23 protein-coding genes and 1 tRNA gene are annotated in these 21,471 nt (G+C 65.7%); 10 read left to right on the forward strand and 14 right to left on the reverse strand.

Annotation, left to right across the window (positions count from 1 at the left end):
- Window positions 1–1,189 (forward strand): cytochrome b (locus tag B0T44_RS21140; protein ID WP_077120887.1); only part of this gene is annotated, 1,189 nt, incomplete at its 5' end.
- A gap of 74 nt (window positions 1,190–1,263) precedes the next feature.
- Here B0T44_RS21140 and B0T44_RS27295 read toward each other — a convergent pair.
- Window positions 1,264–1,473, reverse strand: coding sequence for a DUF397 domain-containing protein (locus B0T44_RS27295; RefSeq protein WP_077120844.1), 210 nt, complete (start codon window positions 1,471–1,473; stop codon window positions 1,264–1,266).
- A gap of 429 nt (window positions 1,474–1,902) precedes the next feature.
- Between B0T44_RS27295 and B0T44_RS21150 the strand changes: the two genes are divergently transcribed.
- The 3 genes from B0T44_RS21150 (at window position 1,903) to B0T44_RS21160 (ending at window position 4,258) form a co-directional block, all read left to right on the forward strand.
- Window positions 1,903–2,400, forward strand: a complete 498-nt coding sequence (locus B0T44_RS21150; RefSeq protein WP_077120884.1) for a DUF309 domain-containing protein — start codon at window positions 1,903–1,905, stop codon at window positions 2,398–2,400.
- A 102-nt stretch (window positions 2,401–2,502) separates the two neighbouring features.
- On the forward strand, window positions 2,503–3,459 hold the full coding sequence (gene gluQRS, locus B0T44_RS21155; protein WP_077120842.1) for a tRNA glutamyl-Q(34) synthetase GluQRS: 957 nt from the start codon (window positions 2,503–2,505) through the stop codon (window positions 3,457–3,459).
- A gap of 40 nt (window positions 3,460–3,499) precedes the next feature.
- The gene (locus B0T44_RS21160) at window positions 3,500–4,258 is read left to right on the forward strand and encodes an RDD family protein (RefSeq protein ID WP_077120840.1); all 759 of its coding nucleotides are present in this window, start codon (window positions 3,500–3,502) and stop codon (window positions 4,256–4,258) included.
- A gap of 92 nt (window positions 4,259–4,350) precedes the next feature.
- On the opposite strand, the gene B0T44_RS21165 is transcribed toward B0T44_RS21160, so the two are convergent.
- On the reverse strand, window positions 4,351–4,911 hold the full coding sequence (locus B0T44_RS21165) for a DUF4190 domain-containing protein (RefSeq protein WP_077120838.1): 561 nt from the start codon (window positions 4,909–4,911) through the stop codon (window positions 4,351–4,353).
- 29 nt (window positions 4,912–4,940) lie between these two features.
- On the opposite strand from B0T44_RS21165, the gene B0T44_RS21170 reads away from it, so the two are divergent.
- Window positions 4,941–5,723 carry a queuosine precursor transporter gene (locus B0T44_RS21170; RefSeq protein WP_077120836.1) on the forward strand — a complete coding sequence of 261 codons (783 nt, stop codon included), beginning with the start codon at window positions 4,941–4,943 and terminating at the stop codon, window positions 5,721–5,723.
- A gap of 3 nt (window positions 5,724–5,726) precedes the next feature.
- On the opposite strand, the gene tgt is transcribed toward B0T44_RS21170, so the two are convergent.
- The 5 genes from tgt to B0T44_RS21195 all read right to left on the reverse strand — a co-directional run bounded on the left by tgt (window position 5,727) and on the right by B0T44_RS21195 (window position 12,030).
- Window positions 5,727–6,971, reverse strand: a complete 1,245-nt coding sequence (gene tgt / locus B0T44_RS21175) for a tRNA guanosine(34) transglycosylase Tgt (RefSeq protein WP_438269035.1) — start codon at window positions 6,969–6,971, stop codon at window positions 5,727–5,729.
- A 120-nt stretch (window positions 6,972–7,091) separates the two neighbouring features.
- Entirely contained in the window at window positions 7,092–9,017 is a 1,926-nt protein-coding gene (locus B0T44_RS21180; RefSeq protein WP_077120880.1) for an ABC transporter ATP-binding protein, read from the reverse strand.
- A gap of 70 nt (window positions 9,018–9,087) precedes the next feature.
- Window positions 9,088–10,818 carry an ABC transporter ATP-binding protein gene (locus B0T44_RS21185; protein WP_077120834.1) on the reverse strand — a complete coding sequence of 577 codons (1,731 nt, stop codon included), beginning with the start codon at window positions 10,816–10,818 and terminating at the stop codon, window positions 9,088–9,090.
- A 12-nt stretch (window positions 10,819–10,830) separates the two neighbouring features.
- Window positions 10,831–11,343, reverse strand: a complete 513-nt coding sequence (locus B0T44_RS21190; RefSeq protein ID WP_077120832.1) for an RrF2 family transcriptional regulator — start codon at window positions 11,341–11,343, stop codon at window positions 10,831–10,833.
- A gap of 39 nt (window positions 11,344–11,382) precedes the next feature.
- Window positions 11,383–12,030, reverse strand: coding sequence for a TetR/AcrR family transcriptional regulator (locus B0T44_RS21195; protein ID WP_081512472.1), 648 nt, complete (start codon window positions 12,028–12,030; stop codon window positions 11,383–11,385).
- A gap of 309 nt (window positions 12,031–12,339) precedes the next feature.
- Here B0T44_RS21195 and B0T44_RS21200 point away from each other — a divergent pair, with 309 nt between their 5' ends.
- Entirely contained in the window at window positions 12,340–14,637 is a 2,298-nt protein-coding gene (locus tag B0T44_RS21200; RefSeq protein ID WP_077120829.1) for an MMPL family transporter, read from the forward strand.
- A 118-nt stretch (window positions 14,638–14,755) separates the two neighbouring features.
- Here B0T44_RS21200 and B0T44_RS21205 read toward each other — a convergent pair whose 3' ends face one another.
- From B0T44_RS21205 to B0T44_RS21220, 4 genes are all read right to left on the reverse strand, one after another.
- Window positions 14,756–14,947, reverse strand: a complete 192-nt coding sequence (locus tag B0T44_RS21205) for a hypothetical protein (protein ID WP_367947005.1) — start codon at window positions 14,945–14,947, stop codon at window positions 14,756–14,758.
- A gap of 256 nt (window positions 14,948–15,203) precedes the next feature.
- Window positions 15,204–15,294, reverse strand: a tRNA-Ser gene (locus tag B0T44_RS21210).
- Between the two features lie 45 nt (window positions 15,295–15,339).
- Window positions 15,340–15,813, reverse strand: coding sequence for a nucleoside deaminase (locus B0T44_RS21215; RefSeq protein WP_077120825.1), 474 nt, complete (start codon window positions 15,811–15,813; stop codon window positions 15,340–15,342).
- Between the two features lies 1 nt (window position 15,814).
- Window positions 15,815–16,354 carry a tRNA adenosine deaminase-associated protein gene (locus tag B0T44_RS21220; protein ID WP_077120823.1) on the reverse strand — a complete coding sequence of 180 codons (540 nt, stop codon included), beginning with the start codon at window positions 16,352–16,354 and terminating at the stop codon, window positions 15,815–15,817.
- Window positions 16,355–16,412: 58 nt separating this feature from the next.
- On the opposite strand from B0T44_RS21220, the gene B0T44_RS21225 reads away from it, so the two are divergent.
- Window positions 16,413–17,366, forward strand: a complete 954-nt coding sequence (locus tag B0T44_RS21225) for a prephenate dehydrogenase (RefSeq protein WP_077120821.1) — start codon at window positions 16,413–16,415, stop codon at window positions 17,364–17,366.
- Window positions 17,367–17,425: 59 nt separating this feature from the next.
- On the opposite strand, the gene B0T44_RS28795 is transcribed toward B0T44_RS21225, so the two are convergent.
- The 3 genes from B0T44_RS28795 to B0T44_RS21235 all read right to left on the reverse strand — a co-directional run bounded on the left by B0T44_RS28795 (window position 17,426) and on the right by B0T44_RS21235 (window position 18,703).
- The gene (locus tag B0T44_RS28795) at window positions 17,426–17,593 is read right to left on the reverse strand and encodes a DUF8730 family Cys-rich protein (protein WP_497006532.1); all 168 of its coding nucleotides are present in this window, start codon (window positions 17,591–17,593) and stop codon (window positions 17,426–17,428) included.
- Window positions 17,593–18,069, reverse strand: coding sequence for a mycothiol-dependent nitroreductase Rv2466c family protein (locus tag B0T44_RS21230; RefSeq protein ID WP_139347981.1), 477 nt, complete (start codon window positions 18,067–18,069; stop codon window positions 17,593–17,595). Before B0T44_RS21230 ends, B0T44_RS28795 begins: the two co-directional genes overlap by 1 nt.
- An 85-nt stretch (window positions 18,070–18,154) precedes the next feature.
- Window positions 18,155–18,703 carry a putative glycolipid-binding domain-containing protein gene (locus tag B0T44_RS21235; RefSeq protein WP_077120817.1) on the reverse strand — a complete coding sequence of 183 codons (549 nt, stop codon included), beginning with the start codon at window positions 18,701–18,703 and terminating at the stop codon, window positions 18,155–18,157.
- Window positions 18,704–19,082: 379 nt separating this feature from the next.
- On the opposite strand from B0T44_RS21235, the gene B0T44_RS21240 reads away from it, so the two are divergent.
- The 3 genes from B0T44_RS21240 (at window position 19,083) to B0T44_RS21250 (ending at window position 21,415) form a co-directional block, all read left to right on the forward strand.
- Complete coding sequence (locus B0T44_RS21240) at window positions 19,083–20,216, forward strand: DNA cytosine methyltransferase (RefSeq protein WP_077120815.1); 1,134 nt, start codon at window positions 19,083–19,085, stop codon at window positions 20,214–20,216.
- Window positions 20,213–20,632 carry a very short patch repair endonuclease gene (locus B0T44_RS21245; protein WP_077120813.1) on the forward strand — a complete coding sequence of 140 codons (420 nt, stop codon included), beginning with the start codon at window positions 20,213–20,215 and terminating at the stop codon, window positions 20,630–20,632. Before B0T44_RS21240 ends, B0T44_RS21245 begins: the two co-directional genes overlap by 4 nt.
- Window positions 20,633–20,698: 66 nt before the next feature.
- Window positions 20,699–21,415, forward strand: a complete 717-nt coding sequence (locus B0T44_RS21250; RefSeq protein WP_081512473.1) for a maleylpyruvate isomerase family mycothiol-dependent enzyme — start codon at window positions 20,699–20,701, stop codon at window positions 21,413–21,415.
- Window positions 21,416–21,471 lie beyond the last annotated feature (56 nt).

Genomic DNA, 21,471 nt, shown 5'->3' on the forward strand with positions numbered 1-21,471 from the left:
GCTGTTGATCCTGGCGATGTTCGAGGGGTTCTTCGGGTATTCACTGCCCGATGACCTGCTCTCGGGTACCGGGCTGCGGGCCGCGTTCTCCGGTATCACCATCGGTATCCCGGTGATCGGCACCTGGTTGCACTGGCTGATCTTCAACGGCGACTTCCCAGGCGACATCATCATCCCGCGGCTGTATGTGGCGCATGTGCTGCTGCTGCCCGGCATCATGCTGGCACTCATTGCCGCACATATCGCCATCGTCTGGTATCAGAAGCACACGCAGTTCCCCGGTCCAGGCCGCACCGAGAACAACGTGGTCGGCGCTCGTATCGTGCCGGTGTTCGCCGCCGATCAGGGCGCGTTCTTCGCGTTCACGCTGGGCTTTGTCGCCGTCATGGGTGGCGTTATGCAGATCAACCCGATCTGGAACCTGGGCCCGTACAACCCCTCGCAGGTGTCGGCGGGTTCGCAGCCGGACTTCTACATGATGTGGACCGACGGGTTGGCCCGCCTGATGCCGCCGTGGGAGCTGTATCTGGGCCGCTACACCGTGCCCGCATCGTTCTGGGTAGCGCTGACCATGGGCTTGGTCTTCGTCATCCTGATCGCTTATCCCTGGATCGAAAAACGCCTCACCCGCGATACCGCCGCCTACCACAATCTGCTGCAGCGGCCGCGTGACGTGCCGGTGCGCACTGCAATCGGCGCGATGGCGGTCACTTTCTACGTGATATTGACCCTGTCCTGCATCAACGACATCATCGCCTACAAGTTCCACGTCTCGCTCAACGCCACCACCTGGGTCGGCCGGATCGGCTTGCTACTCGGCCCGCCGCTGGCGTTCTTCATCGCCTACCGATTCTGCCTCGGCTTGCAGCGCAGCGACCGCGCGGTGCTGGAACACGGTATTGAGACCGGTGTGATCAAGCGGTTGCCGCACGGTGAATACATCGAGGTGCATCAGCCGCTGGGCCCGGTGGACGAGCACGGGCATCCGATTCCGCTGGAATACCAGGGCGCGGCAGTGCCGAAGAAGATGAACAAACTCGGTGCGGCGGGCAAGCCGGGTACCGGCAGCCTGTTGCGCGCCGATCCGGTGACAGAATCCGAGCGCAATCTGGCGATCGAGGAAGAAGAGGAACGCCAGCAACTGGCGATTCTGCGCCGCTACCAGGAGCGCGGCAACTCACACGAATAGGCACCGCACTGCGAAGGCCCCGAGTCCATGGTGACCCGGGGCCCGTTATGCCTGGTTTCGGCCGTGCCGGCTGCTCAGCCGCGGCGGAACCCACCCTCCGCTATACCGGTTAGGAATGCGTTCCACTCTCCGGGCGCGAACGCGAGGATCGGTCCGTTCCCGTGGTCCTTGGTATCACGGACCGCCACGTTGCCGTCACCGAGGAATGCCACTTCCACACAGTTCCCGTCCGGGCCACTGTATGTGCTCTTACGCCACACAGCGCCCGTTACATCAATCTTCACGGCACTGACTCCTTTGCTGCGTCGTTCACGATATGTATTTCTGACATCGTTCTGACAAGCTCCGGTATTCGATGAAAACACCAAATACCGGGATGCGCCCAGTATTAGCGAAGCAACTCTCCGGAACGCCAGAGTGCGTTCGCATAGCCAAGAACGCAGATGTTGCGCGGCAGAAACGCCCATCTGGGCCCGCGCCGCGCCATGAACCCTAGCAGGTTCATCCCATATTTGCCGGGCTCTTGCCCACTCCGCCAACACATTTGCCAATCTTGCGAAGACAGAAAGTTGCCGAACAATTGCTGAGCTCGAACGTGCATTACTGGCATCAGACAGAATCGGACCAAAAGGACGAATTAATTGAAACGTGATCTCTTCTATTCGAGAAGACCGAACCACTCACATCCGCATCCGGTGTGCATGATGGAGGTCATGGTGGAACGTGATCGCGATGCCACAGGTCGGGCCGTCAACGCCCGACCCCGAGACAGGTTCGGCCGGCCGCTGCCGCCGGGCAGCATCGGCGTACCACGCATTCCCGATGACCTGAATCTGCCACCCCAGCAAACCCTTGCCTACGCCCAGCAACTGCTGGACGAGGGTCTGGCGTTCAATGCCCACGAGGTTTTGGAGGCGGCCTGGAAGAACGGTCCGTTCGCCGAGCGGATGCTGTGGCAGGGGCTGGCCCAGTACGCAGTGGGCCTCACCCACATTCAGCGCGGCAATACCAAGGGCGCCCGCACGCTGCTGACCCGTGCAATCGGCAAGCTGTCCGCCTTCGACCCGGCGAACGCGGACCATCCGGCGGGAAGATTGCCGTACGGCATCGACGGCCCCGGTCTCATCGCGCACGCCGAAATGCTCCTCGCCGAACTCGCGGCAGGTGGCGCGATCGAGGAGAGCCGGTTGATGCCGCGCCTGTGCACCTGACCGGGCATTGCCGTCGAACCAGCGGCGCAACGCTGTCCAGCTTCGCGACAACGCGGAACCCGCAGCTCACCACGCCCCGAACGAACTCCTACGATGGGTGGAATGCCGACCGACCGCGACCCAAGCAACCATCGCCCGGCCGCTCCGGCTCCCCCCGCAGGCCGATACGCGCCGAGCCCATCGGGTGATCTGCATCTGGGAAATCTGCGCACCGCGCTGCTCGCCTGGCTGTTCGCCCGCTCGACCGGCCGCCGCTTCGTCTTACGCATCGATGATCTGGACCGGGTCCGTCCAGGCGCCGAACAGCGGCAACTGGCCGACCTGGCAGCCATCGGAGTGGGCTGGGACCCGCCGGTGGTCCGCCAATCCGATCGCATCGACCACTACAACGCGGCGATCGATCAACTCACGGCAGCCGGGCTCACCTATGAATGTTTCTGCACCAGACGTGAAATCCAGAAGGCCGCCACCGCACCACACGGCCCCATGGGCGCCTACCCGGGCACCTGCCGCGACCTCAGCGACACCGAACGCGCGGCCAGAAGAGCCGAAGGCCGCCCCGCCGCACTCCGGTTACGCGCGGCGGACACCGAGTTCGAGGTGGTCGACGAACTGCACGGCCGATACCGTGGCCCAGTCGACGATGTGGTGCTGCGGCGCGGAGACGGTATTCCCGCCTACAATCTCGCGGTCGTGGTCGACGACGCCGAACAGGGTGTCGACCAGGTGGTGCGCGGTGACGATCTGCTGCCGTCCACCCCGCGACAGGCCTATCTCGCCACGCTGCTCGGCCTACCGATACCGCGGTACGCCCATGTTCCGCTGGTGCTGAACTCATCCGGGCAGCGGCTCGCCAAACGCGATGGCGCGGTGACCTTGGCCGATCGGCTCGCTCTGGGCGATAGCCCCGGACATATCGTCACCGCGCTCGCCGCATCACTTGGTATGACGGGAACCTCTGCGGCGCAACTTCTCCCGGTTTTCAACCCCGCGCACCTACCGAACAAGCCATGGATACTGGACCCGGACGGGTTGTTGCCCGTCGCCGATAATCCGTAACGTACGCGGCGACCGATTTCTGAGCACGACGAGGGTTTCTATGACAAGCGGTGGGTACGACCCCAACCAATATCCCCAGGGCGGACAGCCGTACGGCCAGCAGCCCCAGTACGGCGGGCAACCGCAACAGCAGTACGGCCAGCCCCAGCAGCCGTATGGGCAACCGCAGCAACAGTACGGCCAGCCCCAGCAGCAGTACGGGCAGGACCCCTACGCCCAGCAGCAGCAACCGTACGGCCAGCCGCAGCAGCCGTACAGCCAGCCCCAGCAGCAGTACGGGCAGGACCCCTACGCCCAGCAGCAGTACGGCCAGCCGTACGCACAGCCGCAGCAACAGTACGGCCAGCCGTACGGCCAGCAGCCCGGATACGGTGGGCAGCCCGTCGGTTTTGGTCTGCGCTTCGCAGCCCGTCTGATCGACGGCCTGATCGTCGGTATCCCCATGGGGATCCTGACGAGTCTGCTGCTCGGGGACAGCATGATGGGCAGTTTCCTCACCGGCCCGCTTACTGTCCTGGTCGCCGTCATCTACTTCGTGGGCATGGAGACCTCCATGGGCACGACGCTGGGTAAGAAGGTGCTCGGCATGCGCGTGATCGCACCCGGTGGCGCCCCGAAGATCGATGCGGCGACTTCGTTCAAGCGCAATATCTACCTGGCGGCGGGAATCATCCCCTGCCTCGGACAGTTGGTCGGGTTCGGTCTGGCGATCTACATGGCGATCACCATGGAGCAGGATCCGAACAAGCAGGGCTGGCACGACAAGTTCGCCGGCGGCACCCAGGTGGTCAAGGGCTGAACGCTCACCCGCAAGGCGAAGGGGCGCATCCGATCCGGATGCGCCCCTTCCGCTGTTTCACGCCTCACGCGAGGCCGAACACTGATGAACGACTACGCGGAACCGGCTGCCACAACAAAGATGAACACCCAGTACAGGACGAAAAGCACAATGAACGCCACACCGATCCAGATCCCCGCCTGCGCCATGCCACGGCCCTGCTGGCCGGTGCGGTTGATCTGATTCAACGCCGCGACACCAAGAAAGATCCCGACGATCGAACTGAGGCCGCAGGTGAACAGGCCGCACAGTGAAGTAATGAGCGCGGCGAGCGCCATGCCATTGGTGCCCTGGCTGGGCGGGTAACCGTAAGGCTGATAACCCACCGGGTAGGTGTACCCGCCCTGCGGATAAGCCTGCTGGGGCTGCTGGTAACTCGGGTACGGCGCGGCGGGCTGATTCGGGTCCGAAGGGTACGGCGGGGGCGGAACAGGAGGTGCGGGCTGTTGCGGTGCCGAAGGATACTGTGACGGTCCCGGCGGTGGCGTCGATGGATACGCGAGCTGATCAGCGGCAGGATACTGCGGCGTCGAACCTGCGGCGCCCGACTCCGGTGACACGCCTGCGCCACCGTACTGCTTCCACCACTCGTCGGAGTCGCCGGGATTCGTCATGGCTACAGCCTATTCCACAACCTGGTTGGATGAACCGGGTGAGGGATTCCAAGCAACCGGAACAGCACGAGGGGACTGGACGCCCCGCGTCGGCCCATGCGGCATTCGCCCAGGTGACGCGGGGCTACTACACACCGCTCGTGGCGCTGTTCACCGCCACGCTGATCATTTCCAACATCTGCGCGACCAAGGGCGTGCAGCTGCTGTCCGGGTATTCGCTGAACATCGGACCGGTGCAGCTGCTGCCCATCAACACCGACGCGGCGTTCTTCCTGTTCCCGCTGGCCTACGTCATCGGTGACGTGCTGAGCGAGGTCTACGGGTTCCGCGCCACTCGCCGCGCCGTGTATTACGGTTTCGGCGCGCTGCTGCTGACCGTGGCGAGTTTCGCCATTGCGATCCAGCTCCCCGCCGCCGAGTTCTATGCCAACCAAGAGGCGTTCCGCACCGTTATCGGTACCACCCCGCAGCTGGTTGTGGCCGGTCTGGCCGGATACTTCGTCGGGCAGCTGCTCAATTCCGCCACCCTGGTGGTGATCAAGGAACGCACCAGGGAGAAGTACCTGTGGGCCAGGCTGATCGGTTCCACCGTGGTCGGTGAATTCGCCGACACCCTGATCTTCTGCTCGATCGCCGCAACCGCGATCGGGATCGACAGCTGGCAGCAGTTCGTCAACTATCTGATCTTCGGCTTCGTGTGGAAAACACTGGTCGAAGTGGTGGTGATGCCGGTCACCTACGCGGTGATCGCCCTGCTGAAAAAGCATGAACCCAGCTACGCCCCCACCGATCTGGGTGCGCTGCGCTCCTGAAGATCAGGGCGCGGTGATGCGGCCCTGCCAGCGACCGAGCGTGTCATCACGGAACTCGTCGAAGTAACCGCCTGCGATACTTTCCCGGATCCGGTCTACCAACCGGATGGTGAAGCGCTCGTTGTGGATCGTGCACAGGGTCGCGGCGAGCATCTCCTTGGCTTTGAACAGGTGGTGCAGGTAGGCGCGGGTGTAGTTGGCGCAGGTGTAGCAGTCGCAGGTTTCGTCGATCGGAGTGAAATCGCGGCGGAACCGGCTGGTGTCGATATTGAAACGGCCTGCATCGACGTAGATTCCGGCGTTGCGGCCGACTCGTGAGGGGTTCACGCAATCAAAGGTGTCCGCGCCTGCCTCGATCGCCGCGAACAGGTCCTCGGGTTCGCTGATGCCGAGCATATGGCGGGGTTTGCTTTCCGGCAGCTCATCGCTACACCAGCCGACGATCGTGCCGAGATTGTGTTTCTCCAGCGCCCCGCCGATACCGTAACCATCGAATTCGGTACCTGCTTTGCCGCGGATCTCCTCGAGTTCGCGGCTGGCCTTGCGGCGCAGGTCTTCGTACTGCGCGCCCTGCACGACCGCGAAAAGCGCCTGGTAGGGCCGGTGTACCCGTTCCTCGGTGAGGCGTTCGTGCTCATCGATGCAGCGTTGCGCCCAATCGTGAGTGCGCTGCAGCGATTTCTCCTGGTAGCCGCGGGTGTTCATCAGGGTGGTCAGCTCGTCGAAGGCGAACATGATGTCGGCGCCCAGCTGATGCTGGATGCCCATCGAGACCTCCGGGGTGAACCGGTGCTTGGAGCCGTTGAGATGCGAACGGAAGGTGACGCCGTCGTCGTCGACGGTGGCCAGCCGTTCCTTGCCTTTGGCGATGACGTCGTCGCTGCGCACGTCGACGGTCTCCATGGCGAGAACCTTCTTGAACCCGACACCCAGCGACATCACCTGGAAGCCGCCGCTGTCGGTGAAGGTCGGGCCGGGCCAGTTCATGAACGTGCCCAGCCCGCCCGCCTCGTCGACGATATCCGGGCCGGGCTGCAGGTACAGGTGGTAGGCATTGGCCAGCAGGGCTTGGGCGCCCAGGTCCCGCATCGCCTCCGGCAGCACCGCCTTCACCGTCGCTTTCGTCCCCACCGGGATGAACGCGGGCGTGGCGATATCGCCGTGCGGGGTGCGCAGCACACCGGTCCGCCCGTGCCGCCCTTCCAGCCGGGCACCGACAGTGAACGAGAACTTTCCGCGATCGGACACGCAGAACATCTTGGCAGCCCGCGTCCCCCCGCCTTCCGCGGGCATCGCCACCGACCCCACAGGTATCGCCCGTTCGGTGAGCTACCGGCAGCCGCTGGTCGCGGTGGCGATCACAGTCGTTCAGGCGTCGGCTGCCGCGGCGGCGAACTGGGCGTTGTAGAGGCGGTAGTAGGCGCCCTGCTCGTCCAGGAGCTGTTCGTGAGTGCCGTGTTCGACGATGCGGCCCGCCTCCATCACCACGATCAGGTCGGCGTCGCGTATGGTGGACAGCCGGTGCGCGATGACGAAACTGGTGCGGTCCTTGCGCAGCGCGGCCGTGGCCTGCTGCACCAGGAGTTCGGTACGGGTGTCCACCGAACTGGTCGCCTCGTCCAGGATCAGGATGGACGGTTTGGCCAGGAACGCGCGCGCGATGGTGATGAGCTGCTTCTCACCCGCGCTGACCCCGGTGCCCTCCTCGTCGATGATCGTGTCGTACCCGTCGGGCAGGGCGTGCACGAAACGATCCACGTAGGCGGCCTTGGCCGCGGCGAGGATCTCGGCTTCGCCTGCCTCCGGGTCGCCGTAGGCGATGTTCTCCCGGATGGTGCCGCGGAACAACCAGGTGTCCTGCAGCACCATACCCATCCGGGACCGCAGATTGTCCCTGGTCATCTGGGTGATATCGACACCGTCGACGGTGATCGCGCCCGCGTCGAGCTCGTAGAACCGCATGAGCAGGTTCACCAGCGTGGTCTTACCTGCCCCGGTCGGCCCGACAATGGCCACCACATGGCCGGGTTCGGCGACCAGCGACAACCGTTCGATCACCGGTTTGTCCGGTGCGTAGCGGAACGACACCGCCTCGAACTCGACCCGCCCGCGGTCCACCGGCCTGGTATCGGCCATCACCGGGTCGGGGCTCTGTTCCGGCGCCTCCAAGATCTCGAAGATCCGCTCCGCCGAGGCCACCCCCGACTGCAGCAGATTGGCCATCGCCCCCATCTGCGTCAACGGCTGGCTGAATTGGCGGGAGTACTGGATGAACGCCTGCACCTCACCGAGCGACAGCTGCCCGCTGGCCACCCGCAGACCACCGACCAGTGCCACCAGCACATAGTTCAGGTTCCCCAGGAACATGATCGACGGCATGATCAGACCGGAAATGAACTGCGCTTTGAAACTGGACTGGTACAGCTGTTCGTTGCGTTTGTCGAACTCGTCGCGGACCTGACGGCTGCGGCCGAACGCGGTGACCACCTCGTGTCCGGTGTAGGCCTCCTCCACCTGCGCGTTCACCATGCCGGTGTGCTTCCACTGGTCGACGAAATGCGGTTTGGAACGTTTGGCGATCTGCGCGGTCACCACCACCGCGGCGGGGACCGTGAGCAGCGCGATCAACGCCAGCAGCGGCGAGATCCAGAACATCATCACCACAATGCCGAACACCGAGAACAGCGAGACCAGCAGCTGGCTCATGGTCTGCTGCAGGCTCTGCGACACGTTGTCGACATCATTGGTGACCCGGCTGAGCACATCGCCGCGGGGCGCGGAATCGAAATAGCTCAACGGCAGCCGGTGGATCTTGTCCTCCACATCGCTGCGTAACCGTTTCACCGTCCGGTTGATGACGAGATTGAGCAGATATCCCTGGACCCAGCCGAACAGCGACGCACCCAGATACAGCACCAGCGCCAGCAGCAGCACCCGGCCGACCGCGTCGAAATCGACGCCGACACCCGGCACAACGGCCATCCCGGAGAGCATATCCGCCAGGTTGCCCTGCCCCTGCTCGCGCAGCCCTTCGATCGCCTGCTCTTTGGTGATACCAGCGGGAAGCTGTTTACCGACGACACCGTCGAAGATCAGGTTCGTCGCCTTGCCCAGGATGTAGGGGCCGAGGATGTTCAGCACCACCGACACGATCGCGAGCACCACGATCAGCACCACATACCCCCGTTCGGGGGCGAGCCGGCGCAGCAGTTTTTTCAGTGAGGGGCCGAACGATTTCGGTTTGGCCCCCGGCGCACCCGGACCGGGCGGCCCCTGCCTTCCCGGCCCGGTCATTTCGCCTCCTGTGTTCTGCGGGGGTTCCCGCACCCCGTCGGCCTGATGAGCGCTGCGCGATTATGTCTCATCACGCCTCCTGCACACTCAGCTGCGATTCGACGATTTCCTGGTATTCCGAGCAATCGCGAAGCAGCTGCTCATGGGTGCCGATCCCGGCCATCCGGCCGTCTTCGAGCACCACGATCTGATCGGCGTCGCGGATGGTTGCGATCCGCTGCGCCACGATGATCACTGACGCGTCCAGGGTTTCCGGCCGCAGCGCGTCCCGCAGCCGGGCGTCGGTGGCGACATCCAATGCGGAGAACGCGTCGTCGAACAGGTAGATCCGCGGTTTACGCACCAGCGCCCGCGCGATCGCCAGCCGCTGCCGTTGCCCGCCAGATACCGTCGTGCCGCCCTGGGCGATCGGAGTCTGTAAACCCTGCGGCATTTCCCGGACGAAGTCTGCGGCCTGGGCGATCTCCAGGCAGCGCCACAGCTCCTCGTCGGTCGCGTCAGGGTCGCCGTAGCGCAGGTTGCTCGCCACCGTCCCCGAAAACAGGTACGCCCGCTGCGGGACGAGGCCGATCTGTTGACGCAGCTCGTCCACGTCGAGATCGCGGACATCGGTACCGCCGACGAGCACCGCGCCGCCTGTGGCATCCATCAGCCGCGGGATCAGGTTGATCAGGGTGGTTTTACCCGATCCGGTGGAGCCGATGATCGCCGTTGTCCGGCCCGGCTCGACCCGGAAGCTGATATCCCGCAGTACCGGTTTCTCCGCGCCGGGGAAGCTGAACTCGGCCGCACGCAGCTCGACCGTGGCGGGATCACCGCGGAACGGCTGCGGACGCTCGGGCCGGTGCACCGACGACCTGGTCCGCAGCACCTCGCCGATACGGTCGGCCGATACCGCCGCCCGCGGCGCCATCATCGCCAGGAACGAGGCCATCATCACGGCCATCAGGATCTGCATGATGTAGGCCAGCAGCGCGGTCAGCGAACCGATCTGTATCTCCCCCGAATCGACTTGGTGCCCGCCGAACCAGATCACCGCGACGGAGGTCAGGTTGCTGATCAGCATGACAGTCGGGAACATCAGCGCCATCAGCTTGCCTACCCGCAGCGCGGTATCGGTGAGCTGGGAATTGGCGACACCGAACCGCCACACCTCCAGCCGTTCCCTGACGAACGCGCGCACCACCCGGATACCGGTGATCTGTTCGCGCAGCACCCGGTTGACCTCGTCGATGCGCTCCTGCATCGCACGGAAGCCGGGCACCATCCTCGCGATGATGAAACCCATGCTCAGCCCGAGCGCGGGCACCGCGATCAACAGCAGCCAGGACAGCCCCAGATCCTCGCGCAACGCCATGATGATGCCGCCGACACACATGATCGGCGCCATCACCGCCACCGTCGCCGCCATCACGATCAGCAGCTGCACCTGCTGGATATCGTTGGTATTGCGGGTGATCAGCGAGGGTGCGCCGAACATACCGACCTCGCGGGCGGAGAACGTGCCAACCCGGTGCAGCACCGCGCCACGCAGATCACGCCCCGCGCCCATGGCGACCTGCGCCGCCAGATACACCGACGCCGTCGATGCGATGATCTGCACCCCGCTGATCAGCAGCATCCGCAAACCCGCGGTCCAGATATAGCCGATATCGCCCTTGGTGATGCCCTCGTCGATCAGGTCGGCGTTCACACTGGGCAGGTAGAGCATGGCGATAACAGAGATCAGCTGCAGTGCAACGACCCCTGCGAGATGACCTCGATAGGGGGTCAGATAGGTACGAAGCAGTCTGATCAGCATGATTAACGCAGGCTACCGATATTCACCGACACCTGTCGCTGTGATTTCCACCGGGTTCTCGCGTGGTTCGCGGCGAGCCCAGGCGCCGGGATCGGCGGTGAGTTCGCCGATGAACCCGGGTAGCCGGTCGGCGGCGATATCGGCGATGGACACGTCCTCTAGCACCGCTCGGATATTCACCCGCAGCGCGATCCACACCCGCTGCAGGGGTTCGGCCGGGCCGGGATAGGTGACGTCCTCGGGGCGGCGGCCACGTACCGAGGCCAGCGGCCCCTCCAGCGCGCGGATCACATCGGCGATGGAGATATCGATGGCCGGGCGCGCCAGCCGGTATCCGCCGTCGGGTCCGCGTCTGCTGGTGACCAGCCCGGCGCGGCGCAACTCGGCGAGCACGCTTTCGAGCACTTTCGGCGGAATCCGCTGCGCCGCCGCGATCGATTCCGCTTTCACCGCCGCCGTCTGCGCCGCGCCTGCAATCTCGAGTAGCGTTCGCACCGCGTGGTCGACCTTCGCGGTGATGTGCACGACAACCCCCTGTCCTTTCGTCTGCTGGTTCGCTCGAATCTACGCGCCCCAAGAGGATGCAGCGGATGCAGCGGGTGCAGCGGGTGCAGACGGATCAGACGGACCAGCCGGATAGAGCACCGAAGTGGCCGCGTCGAGCAAAGTGTTCTCCACCAGCGCATCCGCGGCGCCTGGCACCACTTCGGTGGACAGCAGCGCGATGCCGAGTATTTCCAGCGCGGCGCTGGCGCGCAGTTTCGTTTCGTCGCTCGGGTCCGGTCCGGCCAGCCAGTCGCGCAGTGCCCGGTTGGTTTCGACCAGGTCCGGCTGCCGGTCGGCCATGGCGTTGATGATGGTGACGGTGTCGCGTAGGCACAGCGAGCCCGCGTCACGGTGGCGCATCATGCCGCGCACGTAGTTGCGCAGAACCGTGCGCACCCCTGTCGCGTCGTGCGGTACGGCGTCGATGTTTTCGACCATCGCCCGCATGTGGTCGACGATCGGGTTCAGGATCGCGACGAGCAGATCGAGCTTGGATGCGTAATGATAGTAGAGGGACGCCTTTGTGATTCCTACCGCATCGGCGACCTCACGCAGGCTCGTCTGCTCGAATCCTTTTGCGCCGAAAAGACGCACCGCGGCGTCTCTGATCGCCTTTTTGGTCCCTCCACCTGCGGCGATGGTTTCTGGTACGGCGTGGGTGGTCATCAGCGATCCTCTCGTCTTCGTTGTATCGCACCAACGACCCCCCGAAAGTAGAGGTTGTACCTCCGCTTTACTCGTAGGTAGTCTACCTACCGCACGGTAGACAGAGCGTCAAATGGAGGCGGGAGAGCCGAAGGCCCGCGTAGGAGGCGATGTCTACAGACGTACCGCTTTCCACAGACGTATTGCTGTCAAAGTACCGCTGTCACCACCAGGCACCCTTTCGGCAGCCGTACCGCTGACCACAGACGAACAGAGCCTGAACTGGCGCACCGGCCTATCAGGCTTGCCAGCCACTAGGAGAAATCCCTCGTGTCCGTATTCCTGTACCGATGGGGAAAGTTCGCTTTCCGCCGGAAATGGGTGGTGTTACCCGTCTGGGTGGTGCTGTTCCTGCTGCTCGGCGGACTCGGCACCGCGCTGAGCAAGCCGATGACCGACGACTTCAGCATGCCCAACCTGCCGTCGGAACGGGCCACCGAAATCCTGGACGAGCATTTCCCGGGAATGTCGGAGGCATTCTCGTTCGACGCGGTCACCGGCACCTATGTGATCGCGGCCCCCGACGGCCAGCGCCTCACCGATGACAACAACCGCGCGGCGCTACAGGCACTCGTGCAGAAGCTGAACGCGCTCGACATCGTCGACAAAACCAAACCACTGGTGAACCCGGTCGACGCCGCAGCGCATATGGGTTGCCTGTCCGCTCCCGACCCGGCTCGCTGCAGCGGCGCCCCCCTCAATGTGCTGAACGAGACCGCCCCGAACACGGTGGCGGTGCTCAATGTGCCGTTCACCATCGGCTCCTTCCAGGACATCACCGACGCCGACCGCGACGCCGCCTACCAGGTGGCCGACGAGGCCCGCGCCTCCGGCCTGCAGGTCGAGATGAGCGGCTCGATCGCGATGAAGCAGGAGATGCCCAGCGGTAAATCCGAGATGATCGGTATGGCCGTCGCGCTGGTGGTGATGATCGTGGCCTTCGGCGCGATCGTGGCCGCGTTCGTGCCCATCGTGACCGCCATCGTCGGTTTGGGTGCGGCGACGTCGCTGATCATGCTGGGCACCTCGGCCATCCAGATCCCCAGCTTCACCGTCTTCCTCGCGTCGATGATCGGTATCGCGCTGTCCATCGACTACGCGCTGTTCATCGTGTCCCGGTACAAGCACGAACTCGCCGTGCAGGCGTCACCGGAAGAGGCCGCGGGCACTGCCTTGGGCACCGCGGGCTCGGCCGTTGTCTTCGCCGGCCTGACGGTCATCATCGCACTCACCGGGCTGTCGATCGTCGGCGTCCAGTTCCTGACCTTCATGGGTCTGGGTGGTGCGGTCGCCGCCGGGTTCGCGGTGCTCACCGCGCTCACACTGATGCCTGCGCTGATCGGCGCGCTCGGCAAATACCTGTTCAAGCCGAAGCTGCCGCTCATCGCCCAGCACGATCCCGAAGACGACACCGCGGTCACCAACGGGATGCGCTTCGGCCGGTTGATCGGCAAATTCCCGGCGGTGATGCTGCTGCTCAGCGTCGCCGTGCTCGGCGCACTCGCCGCGCCAGCGGCCGGACTGAACCTCGGCCTGCCCGGCGATGACAGCATGCCGAAGGATTCGACCGTCCGTAAGGCCTACGAGCTGCGCACCGAAGGCTTCGGCGAAGGCAGCAACGGTGTGCTCAACGTGGTCGCCGACCTGAGCAATGTGGCGCCCGAGCAGCGGGAAGCCGCGGTCACCGCGCTACACGACAAGCTGGCCTCGTATCCGGGCATGGACTACGTCACCCAGCCGATGCTCAGCGAGAACGGCCAAGGCGCGCTGCTCGACGGTGTCCCGAAGGCCGGGCCGAACAACCAGGAAACCAAGGACCTGGTGCGGGACGCCCGCGACGCCGAAGCCGAACTGCAGGACAGGTTCGGTCTCGAGTACGGCATCACCGGAACCACCGCCATCTACGCCGATATCGACCACGTGCTGCTGAGCAAGATCGCCCCATATCTGGCGATCGTCGCCGGCGCCGCGTTCGTGCTGCTGATCCTGGTGTTCCGGTCCATCCTGGTTCCGCTCACCGCGGCGCTCGGCTTCCTGCTCTCGATGGCCGCCACCTTCGGTGCGACCGTGCTGATCTTCCAGGAGGGCGCGCTCGGCCTGATCTCCGATCCGCAGCCGATCGTCAGCTTCCTGCCGATCATGCTGATCGGCCTGGTGTTCGGTCTCGCCATGGACTACCAGGTGTTCCTGGTGACCCGTATGCGTGAGGAGTTCGTGCACGGTAAAGCGCCGAAGGCCGCCATGATCAGCGGCTACCATCACGGCGCCCGCGTGGTGACCGCCGCCGCGATCATCATGATCTCGGTGTTCAGCTCCTTCCTGCTGGAAAGCGATGTGGTGGTGAAGTCCATGGGCTTCGCGCTGGCCGCGGGTGTGCTGCTGGATGCGTTCGTCGTCCGGATGGTGCTGATCCCGGCGCTGCTGGCGCTGATGGGCAAATGGGCCTGGTGGATGCCGAAATGGCTGGATCGGGTACTGCCCGATATCGACGTCGAGGGCGCGAAGCTGCAACAGCTGCAGCAGCGCCAGGCGGCGGTCGAGGACAAAGAGCCACTGACGATCGGCTGAGACCGGCGTAAATTCAACACAGCCACGGCCCCGCACCCGGTTTATCGGATGCGGGGCCGTGCCATAGCAAAAGCCGGGTTGCCTATACACCCGAGCTGCTGCCGGCTTCGGGCCTGCGCTACTGGCTCGGTTCCGGCAGCTGACAAGAGCCGATCTTCGGGTTCAGCCCCAGGTAATTGAGCGGACCCGCGAGAACCGTCACGCCGAGAGTCGCTAGCTGTGGGCACTCGACCGCCGCCACATTGAAGTAACCCCGTTGCCCAGCTGCCACCAATCCCGCGACCAGCCAGGCCAGCAGCACCAAGCTCATCACCCGGCCACCCATTCCACCCCGAGGCGATCGCTGTCGAATCGATGAATCCCGCATGGTCATCGCTTCCTTCCACATCTGGGTACCTCAGGAGTACCCCGGCGCCCAGCGACCCCAACCGGATCATTTGGGAGATCGCGCACAACCCGGGGTGATGGGGTCCACGAGAACAGCGCCGTAATCTCCGGTTGAACCGGGTACAGCCACCAGCTCGGCACAAAAAAGCCCCTCACCTGGCGTTTCAGGTAAGGGGCTCTGGCGGTGGCGGAGGGATTTGAACCCTCGGAGGGGGGTTACCCCTCACACGCTTTCGAGGCGTGCTCCTTAGGCCGCTCGGACACGCCACCGCGCACAACGATACAGGAAGGGGGCCCCAGCGCTAAATCGGGTGGTCAGCGTTGGCGGCGGAAGAAGGTGTCGAGGAGGGCGGCGCATTCGGATTCGAGGATGCCGCCGCGGACTTGCGGGCGGTGATTGAGGCGGCGGTCGCGGACGACGTCCCACAGGGAGCCGACGGCGCCGGTTTTGGGTTCCCAGGCGCCGAAGAGGAGCCGGTCGATGCGGGCGAGTACGAGGGCGCCCGCGCACATGGTGCAGGGTTCGAGAGTGACGGCGAGGGTGGTGCCTTCCAGCCGCCAACCGTCACCGCAGACCTCGGCGGCGCGGCGCAGGGCGAGGATTTCGGCGTGCGCGGTGGGGTCACCGAGGGATTCTCGCGCGTTGGCGGCGCGGGCCAGTTCGCGGCCTGCCGCGTCGAAGACGACCGCGCCGACGGGGACGTCACGGGGGCCAGCGGTGGCGGCGGCGGCGAGCGCGGCGCGCACCATATCGGTGTCGGTGGGCCCGCCGCCTGCCGGTCCGGTCATCTCAGCGGGGCAGTTTGTCGAGAACCGCCGAGAACTCGCCCGCGAAGCCGAGCTCCTCAGCGATCATGGTGAGTTGTTCGTCCGGGTACAGGTCGGTGTCGGCGAGGATCACGCTGAACACCGATTCGGGCAGGCCGAGGTCGGTGAGCACCGCAAGGTCGCCCTCTTCGTACGGTTCGATATCGTCCAGCTCGTCGGGGTCGATATCGGGGATGTCGATGTTCAACGCTTCCAGCACATCGGCGGCGATGTCGTAGTCGATCGCGGCGGTGGCATCGGAGACCAGCAGCCGGGTGCCGCTGGGGGCGGGCCGTACCACGACGAAGAATTCGTCGTCGACCGCGATCAGACCGAAAACTGCGCCGGAGCTGCGCAGTGCCTTGAGTTCGGTTTCGGCGGCGGACAGATTGTTCAACGCTGCCGAGCTCAGTGGCGTGCACCGCCAGTTGCCGTCTTCCCGCACAACGGCCACAGCGAAACCGTCCACGTCGCCGTAATCGTCCGACGCCGCCCTGTTCGTGCCCGAGCGCTCAGTTGCCATGGCCGCAACGGTAGTCGGCTCTGGGCCGAATGTTGAAGTCGTATGCGAATCTGGTCCGATGACTGACGACCGGCATGGGCCGCTGTGTGTCCTGGGGATGGGACTTATCGGGGGATCGCTACTGCGGGCAGCGGTTGCGGGGGGTTATCCGGCCTGGGGATACAACCGTTCGGCAGCCGGGGTGCAGGCGGCTCGCGGCGACGGTTTCGACGTGACCGACGACCTGGCCGCGGCGCTGTCCAGGGCCGCAGACAATGCTGCGCTGATCGTCGTCGCTGTGCCCATGCCCGCGGTGGAATCCATGCTGTCGGCGGTCGCGGAATACGCTCCCGGTTGTGCAGTGACCGATGTGGTGAGTGTGAAGGCGCCGGTGCTGTCGGCGGTGCGCGGACACGGTTTGGGTGACCGCTTCGTGGGCGGGCATCCGATGGCGGGAACGGCGGCGTCGGGCTGGCCCGCGACCGATCCCGAGCTTTTCCGGGGCGCCGCGTGGGCAGTCGGGGTGGACGAGGGCACCCAGCCGGAGCCCTGGACGCGCGTGGTGCGGCTGGCGCTGGACTGCGGGGCCACGGTGGTGCCGGTGGTGGCCGAAGAACACGACCGTGCTGTCGCCCGCATCTCGCATCTACCGCATGTGCTGGCCGAAGCACTGGCCCTGGCCGGGGCGGGGGGTGGAGAACTCGCACTCGGTCTGGCGGCAGGATCGTTCCGCGACGGTACCCGGGTCGCGGGCACTGCCCCCGATCTGGTGCGTGCCATCTGTGAACCGAACGCCACCGCCCTGCTCGATGTGCTGGATGAAACGCTCACGGTGCTGTCTGCAGCCCGTGATCTTTTGGAAGAAGATGGGTCGCTCGCCGATCTCGCCGAGGCCGGTCACGCCGCGCGGGGCCGATACGAAGCGAACGAACGCTGGGAGATCACCGACATCGACCCGGGCGGGCGGAACTGGCTGGAGCGGTTGCGAACAGCCGGACAGCGCGGCGGAGTGATCACCTGTTTGGCGGGATAAGTCCCGGCAAGTCCCGAGCATCGAAGTGTTCGCAGGCAACTGTTCCCCAGAGCGCGGGCTCAGCGTAGCCAGCGACGGCGAGAGCGTTGCGGCGGCGGATCGGTAGGGGTGTCGTGTCCGGGACACCATTGTCGTGGCGGGATCGTGGCGCGGACGGCGTCGATGTGGGCACCGCAGCCGGCCCAGGTGGTTTTGCCGCAGGCGCGGCATGGAACGGGGTAACACATCAGTAGTCATCCTCGGTGGTGAAGGCGGGCGGCCCTTGATAGGGGCGGTGCAGCGCGGCGAATCCGGGAGTGGTCGCAGCGGTGACCAGTGCGTGCAGCAGTTCGACCGCGCGACGCGGGGGCGGTGGTGCGATGAGTACGGGGCCGGAGAAGCCGCGACCGTCGATGGTGATGATAGGGCTGCCGCCGGTGCCGCCGAGCGCTTTTTGGCTGGCGTGGTGAGCGAGTTCGACTGCGGCATCGTGAGCAGGATCGTCGAGTGCGGCCACCAGGGTGGAGTCGAGTCCGGTCGCGGCGAGCGCGGAGATGACGGCAGCATCGGCGTCGGTGTGTGGCCTGTACGGATGCAGACGAGCACCCAGTGCCAGGTACAGCGGTGTGAACACGTCGGGGCCGTGGCGCCGGTCGGCGGCGGCGAATACCCGCCCGATGCGGTGTGAGCGGGTGATCATCGGCTCGTGGACGCCGTTCCACACTGCCGCAGTGTGGAACGGCATTCGGCGGAATCGGCGTCGATGCCCGCCGTGCGACCTGCGCCGGGTCCCGAGCAACCGATAACGGTCAGATGCGTTGCGCAAGGCCTGGATAGTCGAGGACGAACCCCTCGGGGTCGACGGTGAGGGTGGCGCTGGACACCGGCGACAGCACGCTGATGCCGTCGCTGGCGCTGCTGTACACGAGGGCGGCTTCCTGGGCCGTCAGCTCGGGTATGCGCACATAGACCACCGGTATCTCCACGTCTTCCACGGCGTGCTGCATGCTGAACCGGCGGATCGGGAGGGTATTGAAGAACGGGCTCAGCACCACATCCACGTCCCTGGCTCCGCCGAAGGTGGAGCGGATGTGGGTGCCGGGGGCGTCGACCAGCCAGTAGTTCTCTTCGTCCCGTGCGATCGAGGCATGGCGTTCGCCGCCCGCGGTTGTGCTGCGCAGCGAGAGGCGGGTCGCCGCCCCGTTCTCGTCGGTGACCAGGTCGTAAGAGGCGCTGAACGCCGGATGTTCTGCGCTTTCCCCGCCGACGATCCGGCCTGCCGCGCGGATACGCTGGCCGTTGATCGTCACGCGGACCGACTCCATCCGGGAGGCATCGTGCGCGCGCCAGGTCAGCACCGCAGGCCACCCGGAGGGCGCCTCGCGGCTCTGTGTCGACGACGCCTGACGGCTCTGCGTTGTTGACGCCTGACGGCTCTGCGGGCCCGAGCCTTCATCGCTCACATGGGTCACGTATCTACCGTAAGCGACGCGGGTGACAGCCCAGTCGACGCGGCTGCTCTAGATCGGCGCGTGCCGCACCGCGGGCCGACTGCGTCGAATACGTCCGATCGTCGTTTCCGGTCCGGGCTTTTCCTGGCGCCGCAGCTCGGTACGTGGTCGGCGCGCTATACCTGCGGCCAGGGACCGGCGTGCGTTGGTACCGGCCAAGACTCGAGTAACCTGCACTTCGGTGGCAGGGCGGGTCGGTGAGGGAAAGGATGTCGTGAGCGCGCGAATGGTCGGGCTGTTCGCCGGGATCGGCGGGCTCGAACTCGGGCTGGCCAGGCAGGGCTGGCACACCGAATTGTTGTGCGAGATCGACTCGGGCGCGCAGGCGGTGCTGGCCGCGCGTTTTCCCGGGACCGCGCTGTACCCGGATATCACCCGGTTGCGCGCGCTACCCGCAGGGGTCGAACTGGTCGCCGCCGGTTTCCCGTGCCAGGACCTCTCCCAGGCCGGGCGGACCGCCGGGATCACCGGTACGCGTTCCGGTCTGGTGGACGAAGTGTTCCGGCTGGTCCGGCGTAAACGGGGGCCGCGATGGCTGCTGATCGAGAACGTCCCGTTTATGCTGCAGCTCGGCCGGGGGGCTGCGATGCGGCATATCACCAGCGCATTGGAGGAATTGGGCTACACGTGGGCCTACCGGGTGGTGGATGCGCGCTCGTTCGGCCTGCCGCAGCGCCGTAACCGCGTGCTGATGCTGGCGTCGCGTACCGAGGACCCGCGCCCGGTCCTGTTCGGTGAGGACGCAGGCCCGCGCACTGTCGGCGACCCCGCCCACGATCCATGTGGTTTCTACTGGACCGAGGGGGTGCGTGGGCTCGGCTGGGCGGTGAACGCGGTCCCCACCCTCAAAGGCGGTTCCGGCCTCGGTATCGCGAGCCCGCCCGCGGTACGGCTGCCGTCCGGCGAGATAGTCACTCCCGGCATCGTGGACGGTGAACGGCTCCAGGGTTTCGACGCCGGCTGGACCGCGCCCGCGTTGGAGGTTCCCGGTTTCCGGCAGGGTCATCGGTGGAAGCTGGTCGGCAATGCGGTCAGCGTGCGCATGGCGGCGTGGGTGGGGGCGCGCCTGGCCGAACCGATCGATGTTGCCGTCGACGAGCGTCCGCTGCCACCCGGCCGCGCCTGGCCGGTCGCCGCGTGGGGCCACAACAGCCAGGTCTTCCAGATCCCGGTATCGACATGGCCGGTGCACGAACCGTACGAGAACCTGGGCGACTTCCTCACCGACTCGCGACTGTTGTCGGCGCGCGCCACCGCCGGATTTCTGCGCCGCACCGGTATGGGAACCCTGCGGTTCCCGCCCGGCTTCCTCGAGGATGTGCAGTCCCACCTCGGGCGTATGGGCGGTTGGGCGGCATGAGCGGCAAGGCGTCCCGCCCGGTCACCGACGCCGCGACCAGCGCGCGAATGTCACGGCAACGTCGTTCCGGCACCGCCCCCGAGCTCGCCCTACGCCGCGAACTACACCGCCGCGGGTTCCGCTATTTTGTCGACCGCGCCCCTATTCGAGGCCAGCGGCGACGAGCCGACCTGGTTTTTCCCCGGCTGCGTGTCGTCGTCTATGTGGACGGTTGTTTCTGGCACCGCTGCCCGCAGCACGCCACCGATCCCAAGAACAATGCGCAATGGTGGGCGGCCAAGCTGGCGGGGAACGTGGAACGCGACCGGATGACCGACGCGGCGTTGGCTGCCGCCGGGTGGCGGGTCGTCCGCGTCTGGGAGCATGAGGACCCGGTTGCCGCGGCAGATCGGGTGCAAAGCGCGCTGGACCGCTGACCCGGCAGCTGGCCGGTCGGCGAAATCGTTGTGTGCACACCGTTGCGCACTCGCTAGGGTTCCTCTGTGACCAGCGACGCAACCGAAACCACTGATCAGCAGCTCGTCGAGGTGATGGCCGCGACCGAGCGCCTCCTTCGCACGGTGGACACCCTCGACGACGACGCACTTCGCGAACTGTCGCTGCTGCCGGGTTGGACGCGCGGACATGTCCTGGCTCATCTGTCGCGTAACGCCGACAGCCTGGTGAATCTGCTGTTGTGGGCGCGGACCGGTGTCGAAACCCCGCAGTACGCCAGCGCTTTCCTGCGCGATTCCGATATCGAGGAGGGCGCGCCCCGGCCGCTCTCGGAGCAGCGCGCCGATCTGGTGGAGTCCACCGGTCGACTGGTCGGCTTGGCGCAGACTTTGTCGGTGCAGCAGTGGAACGCCGAGGTCCGCACCAGGCAGGGCAGGCCGATTCCGGCGTCGCAGATTCCGTGGATGCGGTGGCAAGAACTGGAAATTCATCACGTCGACCTGAACGCCGGCTACTCCCCCAGCGACTGGCCCGCCGATTTCGTCGCGCGCATCCTGCCTGATGTCGCCGCCGACCTCGGCCGCTCCGTAACCGAATCGTTCGAGATCAGGTCGGTGGACACCGGTTTCACGGCCGTGCTCGGCTCGGGAACCCCGGAACGCACCATTGCGGCTCCCGCATCCGATCTGCTGGCGTGGCTCATCGGTCGTGGCGCGAGCGCTGATTTCCCGGCGGCGCTGCCCGAGCTCCCCTCCTGGCGTTGAACCGCAGGGGCGGCGCTGGGCTCGGGAGTACGGCCGCGGCCCCAGGCCTCCCATCA

This window comes from Nocardia donostiensis (genome assembly GCF_002081715.1).
GTDB lineage: Bacteria > Actinomycetota > Actinomycetes > Mycobacteriales > Mycobacteriaceae > Nocardia > Nocardia donostiensis.